The sequence below is a fragment of the Paraburkholderia sp. EG287B genome (assembly GCF_040965595.1).
GTDB lineage: Bacteria > Pseudomonadota > Gammaproteobacteria > Burkholderiales > Burkholderiaceae > Paraburkholderia.
Genome location: NZ_JBFRCG010000007.1, coordinates 229,717 through 249,847, shown reverse-complemented (window position 1 = coordinate 249,847; position 20,131 = coordinate 229,717). Strand labels below are relative to the sequence as shown.

General features: G+C 67.4%; 13 protein-coding genes. 4 read left to right on the top strand and 9 right to left on the bottom strand.

The features are described from left to right. Nucleotides 1-15 precede the first annotated feature (15 nt). Nucleotides 16-1,605, bottom strand: a complete 1,590-nt coding sequence (locus AB4Y40_RS14475; RefSeq protein WP_368688269.1) for an MDR family MFS transporter — start codon at nucleotides 1,603-1,605, stop codon at nucleotides 16-18. Beyond that, complete coding sequence (locus tag AB4Y40_RS14470; protein ID WP_368688268.1) at nucleotides 1,598-2,734, bottom strand: HlyD family secretion protein; 1,137 nt, start codon at nucleotides 2,732-2,734, stop codon at nucleotides 1,598-1,600. Before AB4Y40_RS14470 ends, AB4Y40_RS14475 begins: the two co-directional genes overlap by 8 nt. A 95-nt stretch (nucleotides 2,735-2,829) precedes the next feature. Between AB4Y40_RS14470 and AB4Y40_RS14465 the strand changes: the two genes are divergently transcribed. The 4 genes from AB4Y40_RS14465 (at nucleotide 2,830) to AB4Y40_RS14450 (ending at nucleotide 5,673) form a co-directional block, all read left to right on the top strand. Then, the gene (locus AB4Y40_RS14465; RefSeq protein WP_368688267.1) at nucleotides 2,830-3,552 is read left to right on the top strand and encodes a CerR family C-terminal domain-containing protein; all 723 of its coding nucleotides are present in this window, start codon (nucleotides 2,830-2,832) and stop codon (nucleotides 3,550-3,552) included. Between the two features lie 112 nt (nucleotides 3,553-3,664). Continuing rightward, entirely contained in the window at nucleotides 3,665-4,300 is a 636-nt protein-coding gene (locus tag AB4Y40_RS14460; protein WP_254356757.1) for a LysE family translocator, read from the top strand. Nucleotides 4,301-4,401: 101 nt separating this feature from the next. Further along, nucleotides 4,402-4,968 (top strand): TetR/AcrR family transcriptional regulator, encoded by a 567-nt coding sequence (locus tag AB4Y40_RS14455; protein WP_368688266.1) that lies wholly within the window; start codon nucleotides 4,402-4,404, stop codon nucleotides 4,966-4,968. Between the two features lie 279 nt (nucleotides 4,969-5,247). Then, on the top strand, nucleotides 5,248-5,673 hold the full coding sequence (locus AB4Y40_RS14450) for an organic hydroperoxide resistance protein (RefSeq protein WP_069266029.1): 426 nt from the start codon (nucleotides 5,248-5,250) through the stop codon (nucleotides 5,671-5,673). A gap of 81 nt (nucleotides 5,674-5,754) precedes the next feature. On the opposite strand, the gene recD is transcribed toward AB4Y40_RS14450, so the two are convergent. From recD to AB4Y40_RS14415, 7 genes are all read right to left on the bottom strand, one after another. Beyond that, nucleotides 5,755-7,971: an exodeoxyribonuclease V subunit alpha gene (recD, locus tag AB4Y40_RS14445; RefSeq protein WP_368688265.1), complete on the bottom strand. Its 2,217-nt coding sequence runs from the start codon at nucleotides 7,969-7,971 to the stop codon at nucleotides 5,755-5,757. Further along, nucleotides 7,968-11,804 carry an exodeoxyribonuclease V subunit beta gene (gene recB, locus AB4Y40_RS14440; RefSeq protein ID WP_368688264.1) on the bottom strand — a complete coding sequence of 1,279 codons (3,837 nt, stop codon included), beginning with the start codon at nucleotides 11,802-11,804 and terminating at the stop codon, nucleotides 7,968-7,970. The genes recD and recB overlap by 4 nt, the downstream gene beginning before the upstream one ends. Beyond that, nucleotides 11,801-15,385 carry an exodeoxyribonuclease V subunit gamma gene (gene recC, locus AB4Y40_RS14435; RefSeq protein ID WP_368688263.1) on the bottom strand — a complete coding sequence of 1,195 codons (3,585 nt, stop codon included), beginning with the start codon at nucleotides 15,383-15,385 and terminating at the stop codon, nucleotides 11,801-11,803. Before recC ends, recB begins: the two co-directional genes overlap by 4 nt. Before the next feature lie 263 nt (nucleotides 15,386-15,648). After that, nucleotides 15,649-16,725 carry a sn-glycerol-3-phosphate import ATP-binding protein UgpC gene (locus AB4Y40_RS14430; protein WP_368688262.1) on the bottom strand — a complete coding sequence of 359 codons (1,077 nt, stop codon included), beginning with the start codon at nucleotides 16,723-16,725 and terminating at the stop codon, nucleotides 15,649-15,651. A 25-nt stretch (nucleotides 16,726-16,750) separates the two neighbouring features. Beyond that, nucleotides 16,751-17,596 carry a sn-glycerol-3-phosphate ABC transporter permease UgpE gene (gene ugpE / locus AB4Y40_RS14425; protein ID WP_368688261.1) on the bottom strand — a complete coding sequence of 282 codons (846 nt, stop codon included), beginning with the start codon at nucleotides 17,594-17,596 and terminating at the stop codon, nucleotides 16,751-16,753. After that, on the bottom strand, nucleotides 17,596-18,477 hold the full coding sequence (gene ugpA, locus AB4Y40_RS14420; protein ID WP_368688260.1) for a sn-glycerol-3-phosphate ABC transporter permease UgpA: 882 nt from the start codon (nucleotides 18,475-18,477) through the stop codon (nucleotides 17,596-17,598). Before ugpA ends, ugpE begins: the two co-directional genes overlap by 1 nt. Before the next feature lie 299 nt (nucleotides 18,478-18,776). Next, entirely contained in the window at nucleotides 18,777-20,018 is a 1,242-nt protein-coding gene (locus tag AB4Y40_RS14415) for an NAD(P)/FAD-dependent oxidoreductase (protein WP_368688259.1), read from the bottom strand. Nucleotides 20,019-20,131 lie beyond the last annotated feature (113 nt).

Sequence of the window (20,131 nt, the reverse complement as noted above, 5' to 3'; positions counted from 1 at the left end):
AGTCAGTGATAATCTTCAGTGGCCGCCAGACGGCGCTTGAGCGCCAGGCTGCGGCTTCTTGAGCAGGAGCGCGAGCGGCACGCACGCCGTCAGGGCGATGCCGAGCACCCAGAATGTTTCGGAGTACGTGATGACCATCGATTGCTGCGCGATTTGCGCCGCGATCTGGCCGAGCGCCTGCAGTTGCGAGTGCGCCATGTCGCCCGTCTGCGTGAACCAGCTGGCCGCGCTCCCGGCCACACGCTCCTGGCCGATGACCGAGTTGGCGCTGAGCGATTCGCGCAGCACGGCCGTATGGAACGCCTCGCGCCGGTCGATGAGCGTGCCGATGATCGCAAGCCCCACCGAGCCGCCCAGATTGCGCGCCATGTTGTAGAGCCCGGCCGCGTCGCCGGAATCTTCGCGCGACACCGCCGCCATCGAGGCCTGGTTAAGCGGCATCATCGCGAGCATTTGCGCCACGCCGCGCACGAGCTGCGACCAGACGAAATCGTGACCGACGCTCTGCGCCGTGAGCGAAATGTCGAGCATGCAGCTCAGCGTGAAGAGCAGCAGCCCGGACACCACCAGGATGCGAAAGTCCACCTTGCCCAGCAGGCGCGGCAGAATCGGCATCACGAGGAACGCGGGCAGCCCCGAAAGCAGCATGATCGCGCCGGACTGCTGCGCGTTGTAGCCGGCAACGAGGCTCAGAAACTGCGGCAGCAGGTACGAAATGCCGTAAAGCCCGGCGCCCACCGCGAACACGATGATGATGACGCTCGCGTAGCGCGGATTGCGCATGAGCGACAGGCGCAGAATCGGCTTTTTCGCGGTGAACTGCGAAAGCGCGATGAGCACCATGCCCGCGAGCGAGACCCACGTGAGCGTGACGATGAAGTTCGACTCGAACCAGCGTTCGCGCTGGCCCTCTTCGAGCACGACGGTCAGCGAACTCAGGCCCACCGCCAGCCCGGTAATGCCGAGCCAGTCCGCCTTGAGAAAGGCTTCCCAGTGCGGCCGGTCGGGTTCGAGGCCGACGATAAGCAGCGTGATGAGCGCGAGACACACCGGCAAATTGATGAAGAAGCACCAGCTCCAGCTGATGTTCTCCGCGAGCCAGCCGCCCACCACGGGCCCGAGCAGCGGGCCGAGCAGCACGATCAGGCCGAACACCGTCATGCCCACGGGCAGCTGCGAGAGCGGCAGGCGCGTGCGGATGATGGTCTGCCCGGTCGGGATCATCGCGCCGCCCGTGAAGCCCTGGCCGATGCGCCCGGCGATCATCATGCCGAGCGTGGTCGACCAGCCGCACATCATCGAAAAGGCGATGAAGAGCGCCGAGTTCGCGAGCAGGAAATTTCGCAGCCCGAACACCCGCGTGAGCCACGCGGCGAGCGGAATCATCACGATCTCGGACATCAGGTAGCCCGTGGAGATCCACGTGCCCTCGGTGCCGGTCGCGCCAATCTGCCCCTGGATCTGCGGCAGCGCCGAGTTCGTGATGGAAATATCGAGCGTGGCCATCAACGCGCCCAGCGCACCCGCCGCGACGGCGATCCAGTCCGCCGCGCTCGCGCGCTCGCCATGCGGATGCGGCACCGCTGCGCGAGCCGTATTAGCCACGGTGGTTCTCTTGGTCGATACGGCGGTCGTCCTCGCGCGCGGAGCGCGTGTCGACATCGACGGTCACCGACATGCCCGGCAGCAGCACGCTGCGCGTTTCCGGCCCGGTTTCGAGGCGGATGCGCACCGGCACGCGCTGCACGATCTTCGTGAAGTTGCCGGTGGCGTTCTCGGGCGGCAACAGCGCGAACTGCGCGCCCGTACCCGGCGAGAAGCTGTCCACCACGCCGTGCAGCGTGTGGCCAGGCAGCGCGTCGACGTGCAGCTCCACGGGCTGGCCCGCGCGCATCCGGCCGATCTGCGTTTCCTTGAAGTTCGCCGTGAGGTAGGTGCGCTGCACCGGCACGACGGTCAGCATGCGCGTGCCCGGCTGCACGTACTGGCCCACGCGCACGCTACGGTCGCCCACGCGGCCCGCCAGCGCGCTCTTCACCACAGTGTTGTCGAGGTCGAGCTGCGACTGCGCAGCGTTCGCACGCGCCGCCTCGAGCTGCGCGCGCGCCTGCGAGAGCTGCGCGTTCAGCGCCGAGATTTGCGAGCGTGCGGACGTGACGGCGGCTGCGTCGGCGGCGAGCGTGGCCTGCGCCTTGTCGCGTTCGCTCTTGAGTTCGGCGAGCCGTTCGGTCGTTTCCGCACCCGTGGCCGCGAGCGGCGCATAGCGCGCCACTTCGTCGTTCGCGTGGCGCAGGCTGACCTGGGCGACTTCCTGCTGCGCCTGTGCCTGAGCGACGTTCGCGCGCTGCTGCTCGATCTGCGCCTGTGCATGCTCGATGTCCGCCGTGCGCGCGTCGACGGTGGCCTGCGCCTGGTCGAGCGCCACCTGATACTGGCGCGCGTCGAGCTTCACGAGCGGATCGCCCGCCTTCACGGCCTGGTTATCGGCGACGTAGACGTCCGTCACATAGCCGCTCACCTTCGGCGCGACCGTCACGCTGTCGGCCTGCAGATAGGCGTCGTCAGTGGATTCGATGAAGCGCCCGACGACCCACCAGTGGCCCAGCCACACCGCCGCGGCGACGAGCGCCGCCAGTCCCAGCAGGATCAGAAGGGTTCGTTTCGCGCCGCTGCGCGCAGGTGCAGCGGCGGCGTCCGGCACGTCGCGTCCGGGCGCGCCTGCAGTCGTAGACATGTTGTTGATTCTCAATTTATTCCAGTCGGCAAAATTATTCCACTTGGAAAAATTGTGTCAAGTGTTATATTTCGCAGGGATACGAAAGGAAATGCATGAGCGAAGGTAAGAAACTGCGACGTTCGCCCGAAGGAGGCTATGCGCGTGGCGACGAGACACGTCGCAAGATCATCGAGGCGGCCATCAGCCTGTTCGGGCAGCACGGCTTCGACGGCGCGTCCACACGCGACATCGCCGCGAGCGCGGGCGTGAATGCACCGGCGCTGCAGTATTACTTCGAAAACAAGGAAGGCCTCTACCGCGCCTGCGCGGAGTCGATCGCCGACGAGTCGTGGCAATCGTTCGCGCCGGCCGTGCTGCGTGCACGCGAAGCGCTCGAGCGCAACGCGGACATCGAAGCGCTGATCGACGCCTTCATCGACATCCAGTCGGCCGTGGCCGACCGTTCCTTCGTCAAGCAGCACGGGCCGGACCAGCGTCTCTTCTTCGCGCGCGAACAGGGCGGCGGCGAACCGGAGATCGGCTCGGAAATCCTGCGTGAGCGCGTGCGCTCGCCGCTGAACACCATCAACGTGGAACTGCTCGAACGCATTACCGGCATGCCGGCCGACGATCCGCTCACCGTGGTGCGCATGTTCAGCCTGTATGGGCAGTTTCTGCTGTTCTTCATCGCGCGCCGCTCCACGCTCACGATGCTCGGCTGGGACGACATCGACAGGGCAAAGGCCGACTTTCTGAAGGTGAGCATCGCGGAACAGACGCGCGTGCTGTTGCGCCACTGGAATCGCGAGCGCGACAAGCCCAATCGCTCAAGATAACTAAGCACTATTCAGGCGGCGGGCACGATCACGCGGCGCCAGTGGGGAATCCACGTGGCGCCTCCGCGCCCATGTTAGGGTGCGGGATTCCCTCCCGCATGGAGCCGCCAGCATGTCACCCCTCGCAGCCGTTGCCAGCATTCTCCTCGCTGTTCTACTCGGGGCCATGAGTCCCGGCCCGAGCTTCGTGCTCGTCGCGCGCAACTCGATCGGTCTCTCGCGCCGCGACGGCGTCGCCACCGCGCTAGGCATGGGCACGGGTGCGATCTGCTTCGCGGGCATCGCGCTCGCCGGGCTCTACACCCTGCTCGCCACCGTGGCCTGGCTGTACGCCGCGCTCAAGATCGCTGGCGGCGCCTATCTGCTCTACATCGCTTCGCGCATCTGGCGCGGCGCGGGCTCGCCCGTCACCGTGAGCAGGACGGCCACACCGGACGAGCGCCCCGGCAAGTCGTACTGGAGCGGCCTCACCACCCAGTTGAGCAACCCGAAAACGGCCATTGCCTACGGCGGCATCTTCGTGGCGCTGCTGCCGCATAACCCGCCGCTGTGGTGCTACTTCGCGCTGCCGCCGCTCGTCTTCGCGATCGAAACCGGCTGGTACACGGTCGTCGCGCTGTGCTTTTCGAGCCAACGTCCGCGCGATCTCTATCTGCGCGCCAAGAGCTGGATCGACCGCATTGCGGCCGGCGCGATCGGGGCGCTGGGCCTGCGCCTGATTTTCAGCGCCGGGCATCGCGGGATCTGACGTCGCCCCGCCGGACGCGGCCAGCAGGTCGCGCCCCGCGCTCCGGAATTTATTTCGTGAGGCGCTTGACAATCTATCTTCCAGTAGATAAATTGGAGCCCATGAACACGAAGCTGACAGTGCGGGAGCAGGTTCTCGACCACGCCATCACCCTCATGATGCTGCGCGGCTACAACGGGTTCAGCTACCGCGACCTGTCAGAACTGGTGGGGGTGAAAACGTCGAGCATCCACTATTACTTCCCGTCGAAAGACGACCTGGTGCTCGAAGCGGTGAGCCAGTACAGCGGCGAAGTCATGGCGGGATTGCAGTCGATCGACGCGGCGCTGCCGGCGCGCGAAAAGCTCGCTACGTACACGCGGCTGTTCGGCAAGACGCTGGGCGACGGCAACCAGATCTGTCTGTGCGGCATGCTCGCCGCCGACATCGAGTCGCTGCCGGAAACCGTGCGTCACGCCGTGCAGACGTTCTTCCGCGCCAACGAAAGCTGGCTGGCCGAGGTGCTGGCTCAAGGCGCGAAAGAAGGCACGCTGGTCGTGCGGGGCAAGCCGGAAAGCTCGGCCCGTACGCTGTTCGCGGCCTTGCAGGGCAGCGTCCTGGCGAGCCGGCTGTTCCACACGAAGTCGCGCCTCGAAGATGTCGAAGCCATGTGGCGCGTGGCTCAGTAACGTACTCTGGCCTGTCATACGGGGCGGCTCATCGCCCTTTTATTGGGTCGCGAATTCTATCTTCTGATAGATAGCTAGAAAGAGGAGCATCATGAACGTGTTTCGACGGCCGGAAATCTATCTGGTAATAGATAGAATGCAGAAATTGACGACCGGAAATTCGCAAGCGCTGCTCTTCTGCTGGACCCTGGTGCACATGGCTGTCGCCTTGCACCACTAAATTGAATGCCGTACTCCGCCGTACCTTCAACGAACCGTCTTTGCTCAAAGGAGCCTGTCATGTCGATCGAAAAAGTCCTCTACCGCGCCGAAGCCAACGTCACCGGCGGCCGCGACGGCCGTGCCGTCATTCCCGCCAGCAACCTGGACCTCAAGCTCACCACGCCGCGCGAACTCGGCGGCGCGGGCGGCGACGGCACGAACCCCGAGCAGCTGTTCGCCGCGGGCTACAGCGCATGCTTCATCGGCGCGATGAAGTTCGTGTCGGCGCGCGACAAGATTGCCCTGCCTGCCGATGTCTCGATCACCGGCAATGTCGGTATCGGCCAGATTCCGAATGGCTTCGGCATTGAAGTCGAACTGAAGATTTCGCTGCCCGGCATGGATCGCGCGGCTGCCCAGGCGCTCGTCGACAAGGCCCATATCGTGTGCCCGTACTCGAACGCCACGCGCGGCAACATCGACGTGACGCTCACGATCGTCTAAGCCGCGAGCCGCATGCAGCACGCGCCGAGGGCCGCCAAAAGCGGCCCTCGGCTTTTTTGCCCGCCGCTCACGCGGGTTCACTCAGGTTCTCGCAGCCTGAGCGTCGCGCGCGAGTCCCGCCATGAGACCGCTTGCGCGCTGCACTTTGGCGAGCACTGCGCGATCGAGCACGGAGCGCCCCTCGGGCACCGCGAGCGTGAGAAACGAACGCGCACGCGTGATGCCGGTGTAGACGAGTTCGCGCGTGAGAATGGGGCTGTACGTATCGGGCAGCACGAGCGCGGCGTGAGTGAACTCCGAGCCCTGCGATTTGTGGACGGTGAGCGCGAACACCGTCTCCACGCCCTGCAATCGGCTCGGCGACACCCACTTCACGCCGCCCGACCCATCGCCGGCCGGGAACGCCACACGCAACACGGGCGGCTCCCCCGCCGCAACGGGCAGTTCCAGCGCGATGCCGATATCGCCGTTCATGAGCCCGAGCTCGTAGTCGTTGTGCATGACGAGCACGGGCCGGCCCGCGTACCAGTCGCCGTACGGATCGATGAGCCCTTCTTCGTGCAGCAGGCGCGCCACGCGGCGGTTCAGGCCTTCGACGCCCCACGGACCGCGCCGCAGCGCGCACAGCAGCTGAAACGCGCCATGCGCCTTGAGCACGCCAGCGGCCCAGCCGGCAAGCGCCTCGGGCGCGGCGCCAGGCTCGGGCCGGGTCGTGCGCATCGTTTCGAGGTAGTGGCGGTAGCCCTTGCGCTGCGCGTGCGCGGCGCCGTGTTCGCCCACGCGGCCATCGACGATCAGCGAGCGCAACGGGCCGTCATCGTCGGCGGGACACACGAGGCGCGCGAGATCCTCATAACCGCGCGACCAGATCTTCGCGACTCCCACCGCATCGCCCAGGTTGACGAGCTCGGCCAGCGCGCCGATGCCGCTCTCCGATGCGAAACGATGGCTCTCGCGCAGCATCGCGATGGCCTGGTCGAGCGGCAGGCCGTGCGCGTCGAGCATGGCCGCGTCGATGCGCTCGCCGGTGGCCGCTTCGAGCCACGCCCGCGACGCCTGCGTGTAGTGCCCTTCGCGCGCGCGGTCGCACAATTCGCCCAGCACCGCCCCGGCCTCGACCGAAGCGAGCTGGTCCTTGTCGCCAAGCAGGATGAGCCGCGCGGAGGGCGGCAGCGCGTCGAGCACGGCGGCCATCATTTCGAGGTCGACCATCGAGGCCTCGTCGATCACGAGCACATCCACGGGCAGCGGATTCGCGGCGTCGTGCCTGAAGCGCCGGCTGCCGGGCCGCGTGCCGAGCACGCGATGCAGCGTGGTCACGACGGTCGGAATCGCGTTGCGCAGCGCCACGGCGTCGACGTGCGCCTGCAGCGCGCCGAAAGGCAGCCGCTCCACCGCGCCCGCGATCGATTCGTTCAAACGCGCCGCGGCCTTGCCGGTGGGCGCGGCAAGGCGGATCCGCAACGGCCGAGCGGCACGCGCTCCCTGCTCCGCACGGCCGAGCGCGAGTGTCTGCAGGAGTGCCAACAATCTCACGACGGTCGTCGTCTTGCCTGTGCCCGGCCCGCCCGTGACGATGCTGAACGCGCTGCGCGCGGCGAGCGCGCAGGCGAGCTTCTGCCAGTCGGCGGCGCGCGCAACTTGACCGGCGCGTGGCGCAAACAGCGCATCGAGCGCCGCGCGCGCGATATCGAGCGGCAACGCGGCTTCGAGCTGCGAAGCGCGTGTGAGGCGGCGCTCGATGCCCTCCCGCACGTCCTGCTCGTATTGCCAGTAGCGCCGCAGATAAAGCCGTGTGCCCGCCAGCACGAGCGGCGCATTGCCTTGCGCCACGTCGGCGATCGCTGTCTCCTCGCTCACGAGATCGGGCACCGCGAGCGCCGCGCGCCACTGCGCGAGTGTCACGCCCGCGAGCACTTCGGCAGGCGGCTGCGCCGGCACCGCGGCCAGCATTTGCGGCCCGTCGGGCGGCAGGGACAGCGCGAACGCCGGGTCTTCCAGCGTGGCCTTCAGGTCGAGACACACATGACCGCGCCCAAGCTGATGGCTCGCAAGCGCGGCCGCGAGCAGCAGCAACGGCGGACTGTGCGGCGCTTCCGTCCACAAGAAGCGTGCGAATGCGGCATCGAGCGTACGGAGCCAGCCGCGCTCGACCCAATTGTCGAGCACGCCGAGCATTTGCCCGGCCGTTTCGCGCGCGGCGCCGGGCCGCGGTTCCGGCGCGGCTTCCGGCATGTCCAGATGCTCGAACAGATCGCCGGTGAGGCCGTCCTGCCCCTTCGTGCGGCGCCTCGTCATGCCACATCCTCCAGAGCGTTGCGACGCGCGAACAGCGCGTCGAGTCGTTCGATCAACTCGCGCGGCGGCCGCTCGCAATGCAGCCCCTGCCCCGGCGCGCGGCCGCCGCGCAGGAACAGATACACGGCGCCGCCCACATGGCGGTCGTAGTCGTAATCGGGCAGGCGCGACTTGAGCAGCCGGTGCAGCGCGAACAGATAGAGCACGTATTGCAGTTCGTAGCGCGAATGCAGGATCTGCGCGCGCATTTTCGCGCTCGTGTACGACGCATCGTCCGGACCGAGCCAGTTCGACTTGTAGTCGGCCACGTAGTAGCGGCCTTCGTGTTCGAACACGAGATCCATGAAGCCCTTGAGCATGCCGTTGAGCGTGGCGGCGTCGAGCGCGGGGCGCGCTTCGCCGTCCAGCGTGAATTCGGTGACGAGCGCGTCGATTGCGAGCGTATCGACGGCATGCGCCGTGACCCAGAACTCCAGCTCGGCCATATACGCACCGGGTTCGAACTGCGCGAACGCCACGGGCGCCACGCGCTCGCCTTCGATGTCCGGCAGACGCAGCGGCGTGCGCACGAGTTCGAGCATCCACGCCGTGAGCGTCTCGATCCAGTGCGACCAGCCGCGCACGCTGCAGCGGCGCGCGACCATGTCGCGCACGCGCGCTTCGTCCTGCGCGATTTCGGCGAAGCCTTCGTTGGCGGCCCATTCCATCAGTTCGTGCAGGAAGGTGCCCGCGTCCGCGCCGCGCTCGAACCCGTGCATCGGCGCAAGCGCGGGTGCGACGAGCGTCTGGCCGGCGCTGGCGAAGGCTTCGTCGTCTTCAGGCGGCACGCTCGCCTCGAGCAGTTCGAGGAACACGTCCTCGCTGCGCGTGTCGGGCGCGCCGCGCGCATCGTCCGCTTCGACGGGCACGCCCGAACCGATCGACGTTTCGAGCGTCTTCAGGCTCGAATAGCTCGCGATCCACCAGCGTTCGCGCTCGCGATGCGCGAGCGTGCGCGCCTCGCCGCGCACGGCGCCGGTGTCGCGCAGCGCGAGCACATCGCGGCGCGCGTGGGGCGCAGGCGCGACGGCGATGTCCGTGCACGGGCCGCGCAACGTGTCGAGCCATGCTTCGGTTTCCTGAGCAGGAATGGCCGCGCCGCCGCCCAGCAGATACCCGAACGCGCTCGCCTCAACGCCCTGCACCGGTCCATAGCCGACCCACGTCGCATAACGCGCGCGCGTCAGTGCGACGTAGAGCTTGCGCAGATCTTCGCCGAGACGCTCGCGATCGGCCTGACGCAGCACGCGCGCGTCGGCCTCGAGTGTGACGCGCAATTCGCCTTCGTCGTCGTGCCACTTGAACGGCACGTCGTCGGGCTTGACGGCGCGGTGCGCGCAAGCGAACGCCAAAAACACGAGCGGATATTCGAGGCCCTTCGACTTGTGGATCGTGACCACCTGCACGAGTCCTGCATCGCTTTCCAGACGCAACTGGCGCGCGTCGCCCCCGCCGCCCGCGCTTTCGTCTTCGCGCTGCTCGTCGAGATAGCGGATCAGCGCGTGCTCGCCGTCGAGCTGCGTGCTCGCCTGTTGCAGCAGTTCGGCGAGATGCAGCAGGTTGGTGAGCGCGCGCTCGCCATTGAGCCCTGCGCCAGCCGCCTCGCCAAGCAGGCGCTGCGGCACGTGAAAGTCGTTGAACAAGCGGCGCAACATTGGCAGCACGCCCTTCCGGCGCCAGCATTCGCGGTACTCGCGAAACTGCAGCACACGCGACTCCCACGCGATCTCGTCGTGCCCGAGCCGGTCGAGTTCGGCCCATGCGAGCCCGAGCGTGGGCGTGGCGAGCGCCGTGCGCACGAGGCGGCCGTCGTCGGGCTCGGCACAGGCTGCGAGCCAGAAGCGCAGTTCTTCGGCCTGCGGCGTCTGATACACCGAGTCGCGATCCGAGAGATAGACGCTGCGCACGCCGCGCGCGGCCAGCGCTTCGCGTATCGCCTGCGCCTCGCTGCGGTTGTTGACGAGCACCGCCATGTCGGCGGGCTGCAACGGCCGCATGCCGCGTTCGCCCGAGAAACCCGCTGCCTGCTCCTGGCCGAGATTGAGCAGGCGCACCATCTCGGTCGCGCAGCTGCCGGCCATGCCCGCGAGATACGCGCCCTTGCTGAGCGGCTTGCCATCCGCGGGAGGCGACATCCACCAGACGTTGAGCGCGGGCAGCGCCGCACCGGCGGCAACCAGCTTTTCGGGCCGTCCATGCGCATCGGCAGCCACGAACGGCAACGCGTTTTCGCGTCCATCAGGGCTGCGAAACAAAAACGCACCGCTACCCTCGGGCCGCGATTCCGCCGCTTCGAAGCAGCGGTTCACCGCCTCGACCATGGCGCGCGTCGAGCGGAAATTCTTCTTGAGCGTATAGAGCCGCCCTTCGCAGGCACGACGCGCGCGCAGGTAGGTGTAGATGTCCGCGCCGCGAAACGCGTAGATCGCCTGCTTCGGATCGCCGATCAGGACGATGGCCGTTTCGGCGTCGTGCTCGGCGATCCGATAGACCGTATCGAAGATCTGGTACTGAACCGGGTCGGTGTCCTGAAACTCGTCGATCAGCGCGACCGGATACTGCTTGCGGATGATTTCCGCGAGACGCGGGCCGTTCTCGCGCAGCAGCGCCGCGCGCAGCCGCGTGAGCAGATCGTCGAAGCCCATTTGCGAACGGCGCGCCTCTTCTTCCTCGAAGCGCTTCGCCACCCAGCGCGCCGCGTGACACAGCAGGTCCTGTTTCGCCTCGGGCGGCGCAGCCAGCGACTCGCGCAAGCTTTCCATTGCCACGAAGGCCGCATGCACGGGCGGCTCGCCCTTCACCCAGATCTCGGCCAGACCGGCGGGCGTGAGGCGCGTCCACGCGGCGGCCTTGTCGTCGAAGCCCGGATGCGCGGATTCGGGATCGTTGGCCCAGTCGCGCAGCTTGCCGATCCATGTTTCGCTGTGTTTCGAATTGAGCTTTCTGGCGTCGAACTGCTTCGCCGCGCGCGCCGCGTTGAGCAACGCCTCGACCTCGTCGATCCAGACGCGCCACGGCGCCTTCAGCGTTTCGAGTTCGTTGCGTGCGCGCTGGCGGGCGTCTGCGAGCGCCGCATCGGGGTCGCATGCGTCGGGCAAGAGATCGGCGTGCGCGAGCAGCCCGCGTATCGCGTCGTGCAATTCGTCGGGACTCGCGAACCATGCCCTCACTTCGGCGGCGCTAGCCGCGTCGAGGGGCGCCATGAAGGTGCGCCAGTAGTCGCGCACGACTTCGGCGCGCAATTCCGTCTGGTCGGTTTCGAGCGTCTGCGAGAAGAGGCTGTCGCTGTCGAACGCGTGCTCGCTCAGCATGCGATTGCACCAGCCGTGGATCGTCGAGACCGCGGCCTCGTCCATCCATTCGGCCGCCAGTTGCAGGCGGCGCGCGCACGCGGGCCACTGCTCCGGCGCGTAGTCCTCGCGCAGATCGTGCAACAGGTCTTCTCCCGGCTCGCGCCCGGGCACGTCTTCGGGCTCGACGCGGAAGCATTCGGCGGCTTCGATGAGGCGCGCGCGAATGCGCTCGCGCAGTTCCTTCGTGGCCGCGTCGGTGAAGGTCACGACGAGAATTTCGGGCGGCGTGAGCGCGCGGCCTGCCGTGCGTGCCTCGTCATCGAAATCCGCTTCGTCGCTTGCTGCGTTGAGCGCGCCGTGCCCCAGCACGAGGCGCACGTACAGCATCGCGATCGTAAAGGTCTTGCCGGTGCCCGCGCTCGCTTCGATCAGGCGGCTGCCGTAAAGCGGGAAGCGCAGCGGCTCCAGAACTTGTGCGTCCATGTTCCCGAGCGGATTCATGCTGTCTCTCCTGCCTCGCTCGAGCCCCGCTTCGCACGCGACGACGCGAGCGGCGCGCGGCTCACCGGCAGCAGCAGCGTCGTGGCAAGCGTGATGAAATCGTCGTGGGCAACGAGCGCATCGAAATCGGGGAAAGCGCGGCGCAAATACGCGTTCGTCTCGCGCTCGCCCGGCGTGCGGGCATTGCCCTCGTAGGCCACGTGTGCGGCTTCCCACGCTTCGGCTGGCACCATCGCGCGTGTGCCGTCGAATGGATCGGGCAACTTGCGCAGCCATGCAAACGCGGTCTTCACCGCGAGCGGCAAGGGCCGGCGCGCGCCGTCGTCCCATGCGGCCAGCAACGCGAGCAGATAGTCGCGCGCAACCTGCGCGTCGAGCGGCGCGAACTCCACCACGCCCACCTTGCTCACGATCACCGTGGTCACCGGACCGGCCGCGATCTGCGCGGCCACGTGCGCGACCCAATAAGGTACGAGACGGTCGCTGCGGTAGCGGCTGTCCTTCACGAGCGTGCCCGGCTCCAGAATCACACGGCCGAGCGCGCCGTCCGGGCCCGCGCGCAAATCGTCGAGCCAGTCGTCGAGCGAGACGATGCGGCCTTCCAGCGTCGCATCGAGACGAATTTCGTATTGATGCTCGAGCGGTTCGGGCCAGCGCGCGAGCGCCTTGCGATATTCGGCGAAAAGCTCGGGCATGGGCGCGAGCAGTTCTTCGCCGATCACCTCGCCAAAGCCGCCGGTCGCAAGGTCGCCGCTGCGATGCATGCGTTCGAGGCGCGCGAGCGCGGCCGGTTCGAGATCGTCTTCGCCGCGCTCCATCGCCAGGACCTGCGCGTGGATCAGCTCGCCCTGGAGCTGCCACGCCTGCAACGCGTCCACCTCGAAGGGCTCGTGATTTTCGCTCGCCGCATCTTCGCTTTCGAAGGCCACGCGCAGACGCTGCCGGAAGAAGCTGCGAACCGGCTCGCGCAGGAATTCGCCGAGTTCGCGAATCGACAGCGGCTCGTCGCGTTCAGTCGGCGCGAGGACTTCGGCGTTCGCTTCAGCCGCAGGCCGCACCTGGGCAGGCTTGCCCCACTCGTGCGCATACGTGTAGAGCGTCGCCTCTTCGGGGCGCGGCGGAAAATAGTCCGGGCTGAACGGCTGCAGGCGATGCTCGATGGTCAACGCGTCGAGCAGCGCTTCGCCATCGTTGTCTTCATCGCCTTCGAGCCGCCAGCCGGCCTTCAGATGGTCGCGCAACTGTCCGACCAGCACCGAAGGCGGGCGCGGCGTGTTGTCGGTCACGCTGCGCCCGATCCACGACACATGCAGATGGTCGCGCGCCGAGAGCAGCGCTTCGAGAAACAGATAGCGGTCGTCTTCGCGGCGCGAGCGGTCGCCGGGACGATAGTCGCGGCGCATGAGGTCGAAGTCGAGCGGCGTGCGGCTGCGCGGATAGTCGCCGTCGTTCATGCCGAGCAGGCACACGCGCCGGAACGGAATCGCCCGCATCGGCATGAGCGTGGCGAAAGTCACCGCGCCCGCGAAGAAGCGCTGCGAGAGGCCGCCGCCTTCGAGCGCCGCGAGCCAGTTTTCCGCGACGATGGCGAGCGGCAGGGTCTGCGTGAGCGCCGCTTCATCGCAGGCCTCGCGCCATGTTTCGAGCGCGCCGTCGAGGCGATCGAGCGTGTAGGCGTCTTCGTCCTGCGCCGCGAAGAAGGCCGCCTTCAACGCGCGCAGACGCTCGCACCACGCTTCCACCGTGGCCGGTTCGCGCAGCGTACGCCATGCGTGGTCGAGTGCATCCACGAGGCGCGTGAGCGGGCCCAGCAACGCTGCGTCGAGCCCGCCGATTTCGCTGTACGGCTCGATGCCGCGCCATGCGCCCGCACGCTCGCCCGCGGCGTAGCCCAGCAGCATGCGGCGCAGACCGAACGCCCAGCTGTTGGGCGCGCTGAGTTCGTCGGCCTGGGGGAGCCCGAGGCTCGCGCGCTGGCCCGCGTGCAGGCCCCAGCGGATATTTGCGCCGTCGATCCAGTTGCGCAGCGTCGGCACGTCTTCGGCGTCGATGCCGAAGCGCGCGCGCACGGCCGGCACTTCGAGCAGATCGAGCACGTCGCTCACCGTCACGCGCGAGTACGGCAGCGCAAGCAGCATTTCCAGCGCGCCGATGAGCGGATCGAACGCGCGCTGCGCGCGGTCGGCCACGCTGAACGGAATGCTGCGCGGATCGTTGCCGTCGAGCAGGCCGAACACGGCCTGGATATGCGGCGCGTAGACCTCGATGTCGGGCACCATCACGATCACGTCGCGCGGACGCAGCGTGGGGTCCGCCGCAAATGCGGCGAGCAGGCGGTCGTGCAGGATCTCCACTTCGCGCTGCGCACTATGCGCGATGTGAAAGCGAATCGATTCGTCTTCCTGCGCATCGACCGGTTCCCAGTGCTCGCGCGTCTCGCCGAGCGGCCGCAGATCGCGAATGTCGTCCTGCAATTGCGAGAGCAGCGTGAGCGCGTCCTCGCCGTCGAACAGATCGATGCGCTGGCCGATGCGCGTGAAATGCGGCGTGTACGTCTCGCGCGCTTCGTCGCTATCGTATTCGTCGAGCAGGCCGATGAAGTCGCGCCCCTGCTTGCCCCAGGCCGCGAGCAGCGGCTGCGAATGCAGATGCAGCTGCGCCTCGTCGAGCTGGTTCGGTGCGCCCGCGCGGCGGCGCTGGCGCGCGTGGCGTGCGCGCAGCAGGTCCTGGTCGGCGACGATGTCGGCCCAGTAGTGCATGCAGGGGTTATGCACGCACATCAGTACCTGGCTCCAGCGCGAGAGCGCCGCGAGGACTTCCACCGACTGGCGCGCGAGGCTCGAAATGCCGAACACCACGAGCCGGCGCGGCAAGCCTTTCGGCCGGGCGTCGCCCTCCTGCCATGACTGCGCGCGCGCCATGAACGCTTCGTGCACGGCGGCGCGCCCGGTGTCACGCAGGCCGATGCCGTCTTGCGCCTGCGCGCCCACATCCGCGAGCAGCGCGCGCCAGAGCGCCGCCTGCCAGCGCGCCTCCTCGGGCAACGGTGTGCGCACGTTGCGCGCGTCGATCAGCACGTCCTCGTTCGCGGCCCACGCTGCGAGCCAGTCCGCGCGATAGACCTGGTACTGGTCGAGCAGATCCGCCACGCGCTGCGCGAGCTGGAAGCACTTGCGCTGGTCCTCGTCGTTGGCCATGAAGCGCTTGAGCGGCTGATAGCCCGGCTCGTCGAGCAGCGCCGGCAGCATGCGCATGAGACGCCAGACGAGGCGCGACTTGTCGAACGGCGAGACCGCGGGCACCGCGTCGTTGCCGAGCACGGCGCGATACACCTGCCACAGGAAACGCGACGGCAGCGACATTTCGAACGCCGCCGCGATCCCGCAGCCGCCCTCCTCGGGATCGGCGGCAAACGCGAGCTTGAGCCACTGCGCGATGCCGTTGCTCTGCACGAGGAACATTTCCTTTTCGAGCGGCGCGATCGGGTTCTGGCCGATCCAGCTCACGATCAGGTCGCGCATGCGCTCAGGCTGATTGCCGTGAACGAGCATCAGCCCGGTGGGCAGCTCGCGCGCGCTCAAGCGAGGCTCCGGCACGCCTGACACAGGTTACGCGCGGGTTGGGCAGATGGGGCGAGGAAGCGGAGAAAAGGAATTGCGGCCATGTCGCCTGTTCGTGTTTGGTGCCGGTACATACCGGTACGCGCTGGTGCGCGCCGGTATTTGCCGATATGAATGGCGCAGACGGCATTGCGCCCGCGCGATGCAACAGTTTACGACAATCGGGACCGCGGCGAGCGCCGCTTTCATGCGCAGGCTGCGGTGTGGACTCCGGCAGGCGCGACCTAGCCCAAACGCTTGCCGGTAGCCGGATCGAAGAAATGCAGGCGCGCCGGCGGCAGGTGCACCGCCAGCCGCTCGCCGGGCGTGGGCCGCGTTTCGTGCGGCAGACGCACCACCACATCGGCGCTGCCCCAGCGGCCGTGCACGAGATTGTCCGCGCCGAGCAATTCACAGGTCTCGACTTCGAGCGTGACCGGCTCGTTGGCGCCGCGCGCGTGCATATGCTCGGGCCGCACGCCCAGCACACATTCGGCGCCCTTCGGCAGCCAGGCCGGCGCATCGCCGAGCGGCAGATGCGGCCCGTTGCCCGCGATTTCGAAGCGCCGGCCGTCGTCGCTCACGCGCCCGCGCAGCAGGTTCATGGCCGGCGAGCCGATGAAGCTCGCCACGAACATCGAAGCGGGCCGGTCGTACACTTCGCTGGGCGTGCCGATCTGCTCCGCGCGCCCGCCGTTGAGCACCATCACGCGCTGCGCGAGCGTCATCGCCTCGATCTGGTCGTGCGTGACGTACAGGCTCGTCGTACGCAGACGCGCATGCAGACGCTGGATTTCAAGGCGCATCTGCACGCGCAGCTTCGCGTCGAGGTTCGAGAGCGGCTCGTCGAACAGGAACACCGACGGCTCGCGCACGATCGCGCGGCCCATCGCCACGCGCTGGCGCTGGCCGCCCGAAAGCTCGCGCGGCTTGCGCTCGAGCAGCTTGCCCAGTTCGAGGATCTCGGCGGCCGCCGCCACGCGCGCATCGATCGTCGCGCGGTCGAGCCCCTGCAGCTTGAGGCTGTAGCCCATGTTGCGCGCGACCGTCATGTGCGGATAAAGCGCGTAGTTCTGGAACACCATGGCGATGTCGCGATCCTTGGGCTCCACGCGATTGACCACTTTCTCGCCGATGGCGATCTCGCCCGACGTGATGGTCTCCAGCCCCGCGACCATGCGCAGCAGCGTGGACTTGCCGCAGCCCGACGGCCCGACGAGCACCATGAACTCGCCGTCCGCCACCTGCACGTCGATGCCGTGCAACACCTGTTGCGCGCCGTCGTACGACTTCGTGACGCCCCGTATGCTCAATGCCGCCATGCCGTCCCCCGAATTGCCTTCATGCTTATTTCTCCACGTCCACGAGGCCGCGCACGAACCAGCGCTGCATGGCCAGCACCACCACGAGCGGCGGCAGCATGGCGATCATCGTCGCGCACATCACGAGATGCCATTGCGTCGCCGCGTCGCCACTCGAAATCATGCTCTTGATGCCCACCACGGCGGTCGTCATCGAAGCCGTGCTCGACATGAGAATCGGCCACAGATACTGGTTCCAGCCGTAAATGAACGTAATGACGAACAGCGACGCGATGTTCGTTCTGGAAAGCGGCAGCACCACGTCCCAGAAGAAACGCAGCGGCCCCGCGCCGTCGATACGCGCGGCCTCGATCAACTCGTTGGGCAGCGTGAGGAAGAACTGGCGGAACAGAAACGTGGCCGTGGCCGAGGCGATGAGCGGCAGCGTGAGACCCGCGTACGTGTTCGTGAGATGCAGCGTGGCCGCGACCTGCACCGTGGGGAAAATGCGCACTTCCACGGGCAGCATGAGCGTCACGAAGATCAGCCAGAACGCGAGGCGCCGGAACGGAAAGCGGAAGAACACGATCGCATACGCCGAAATGATCGATATGGCGATCTTGCCCACCGAAATCACGAGCGCCGTGATGACGCTGTTCATGAGCATCACGCCGAACGGGCTCGCCGCACTGCCCGTGCCCACATTCCACACGGTGGCCATGTTCGCGAACAGATGGGTGCCCGGCACGAGCGAGAGTGGCACCGAGAAGACTTCCTTCTCGTTCATCGTGGCAGCGCAAAACGCCACGTACACGGGGAAGGCCACCACCGCCACACCGAGCAGCAGCATGAGGTGGCAGAACAGGTTGAAGTACTTACGATTCTCGACCATCAGTACTGCACCCGTCGTTCGATGAAGCGGAACTGGAAGATCGTGAGCGCCGTCACGATCACCATCAGCACGACCGACTGCGCGCCCGAGCTGCCGATGTCGAGGCCCCGGAAACCTTCGTCGAAGATTTTGTAGACGAGCGTGCGCGTGGCCTGGCCGGGCCCGCCGCCGGTTGCCGCGTCGATCACGGGGAAGGTGTCGAAGAGCGCGTAGACCACGTTCACCACGAGCAGAAAGAAGCTCGTCGGCGAAAGCAGCGGGAATGCGATGCCGAAGAAGCGCCGCACGGGGCCCGCGCCGTCGATGGCGGCCGCCTCGAACAGCGATTGCGGAATCGACTGCAGGCCCGCGTAGAAGAACAGGAAGTTGTAGCTGATCTGCTGCCAGACCGATGCGATCACAACGAGCGCCATGGCCTGCCCCGGGTTGAGCGCGTGATTCCACGTCACGCCGAAGCGTGCGAGCGCGAAGGTCACGAGGCCGATGCTCGGGTTGAACAGAAAGCCCCACAACACGGCGGCAATGACGGGCGCGACCGCGTACGGCCAGATCAGAAACGTTTGATAAAAGCGCTTGCCGCGCGTCACATGGTGCGCCATGGCCGCCAGCAGCAGCGAAATGGCGAGGCCGCCGAACGTGACGAGCGCCGTAAACACGAGCGTCGTCTGGACCGAGGCCAGATAGAGCGGATCGCGCAGGAGCCGCGTGAAGTTGGCGACGCCGACGAAGACCGACGACGTGCCGAAGGCGTCCTGGGCCTGGGTGGACTGCAGCAGCGCCACCCCGGCCGGCCACAGGAAAAAGATCACGGTCACCGCAAGCTGCGGGCCGACGAGCAGGTACGGCAGCAGGCTCGCCCCAAAACGGGAGCGTTGTTCCATTGCGTCACTCTCCTCGAGTGGCGGCGTTCGGACGAGCGCGAACACCGGTTGACGCGGCTTGTTGATCGAATTGAGCCGCCTCATGGGCGGCGCCGCGTTCGCATTCTAGCCGAGACTCGTGACAATGCGGGTCAAAGCACGGGAGTGGAGGCCGCGCTCGGGCGCCGGGAGCGGGATTGACGCGGGGAGGTATGGGGCGAGAGGGCTGCGCGGAGGGTCGATCCGGCGCGCAGCGTCTCCCGATCGCGAAAATAGCGGGGGCGTCGCGCGCCCCCTGGCTTCATTGTTCGACTCGCCGCTCAGGCAAGCGCCGCAGCGGCGAATTTGCCCATGTCCGTGGCCGGATCGCGCAGCGCATCGAGGTCGAGCTTCACGCCCTTGCCCACGAGTTTCTTGCCGCACAGGAAATCGGGCATCGAATTGACGGCGTCGACCGCGAGCAGCACGCGGTCCTTCAGGTAGTACACCGCGAAGCGCCGCGCTGCCGGGTCGCCGCGCACGATGGCCTCGTCATGGCCTTCGAGCAGGCCCACCGTCTGCAGCTTGAGGTCGTACTGATCGGACCAGAACCACGGCGCGTCGCACGCGGGGCGCGGCTTGCCGACGATGGCAGAGGCCGCGAGCTTCGCCTGCTCCACCGCGTTGTGCACGCTTTCCAGGCGCCCCGCGCGGCCATAGTGAGCAAGCGGCCGGTGCGCACAATCGCCGATCGCAAAGACGTCCGGGTCGCTCGTGCGCGCGTCGTCGTCCACCTGAATGCCGTTGGCGCACGTGATGCCCGCCGCCTTCGCGAGCGCCTCGTTCGGCAGGATGCCGATGCCGACCAGCGCGAGCGTGGCGGGGACGATCTCGCCGTCCGCGAGCTTCACGCCGGTGAGCTTGCCGTCCTCGCCCACGAGCGCCTCGATCTTCGCGTTCAGGCGCACTTCCACGCCCTGCGCGCGATGCTCGTTCGCATAGAACGTGGAAACGGTCTCGCCCGTCACGCGGCCCAGCACGCGCGGCGCGGCTTCGAGCACGGTGACTTCGTGGCCGAGCTGGCGCGCCGCCGCGGCCGCTTCGAGGCCGATATAACCGGCGCCGATCACCACGAGCTTTTCGCCCGGCTTCACGCGCTCACGCAGCACATCGGCGTCGGCGAGCGAGCGCAGCGCGATCACACCTGCGAGATCGTGGCCCGGCACCGTCAACGCGCGCGGCGTCGAGCCGGTGGCGAAAATCAGCTTGTCGTATTGCAGCGGGCTGCCGTCGGCGAGCGTGAGCGTGCGGCTCGCGCGGTCGAGCGACTGCGCGCTCGCGCCGAGCTTCAGCTCGATGCGCTGCTCGTCGTAGAACGCGCGCGGTTTGAGCCACAGGCGCTCGACGTCGGCCTCGCCCTTCAAATAGGCCTTGCTGAGCGGCGGCCGGTGATAAGGCGGCACCGGTTCTTCGCCGACCAGCACGACGCGGCCGCCAAACCCGTATTGCCGCAGCAGCGCAGCGGCGTTGCCGCCCGCGTGCCCTGCCCCAACGATCACCACCGTGCCGCCGTCTTCTTGCATGTCCGCTCCCGCTTTTTCCGCTTTCTACCCGTTGATTGATTCATTGCGCGCATCGGCGGCCACGACTCGTACGCACGCGTGAACCCTCGCGCCCATGAGCCGCCCGCGCCGTC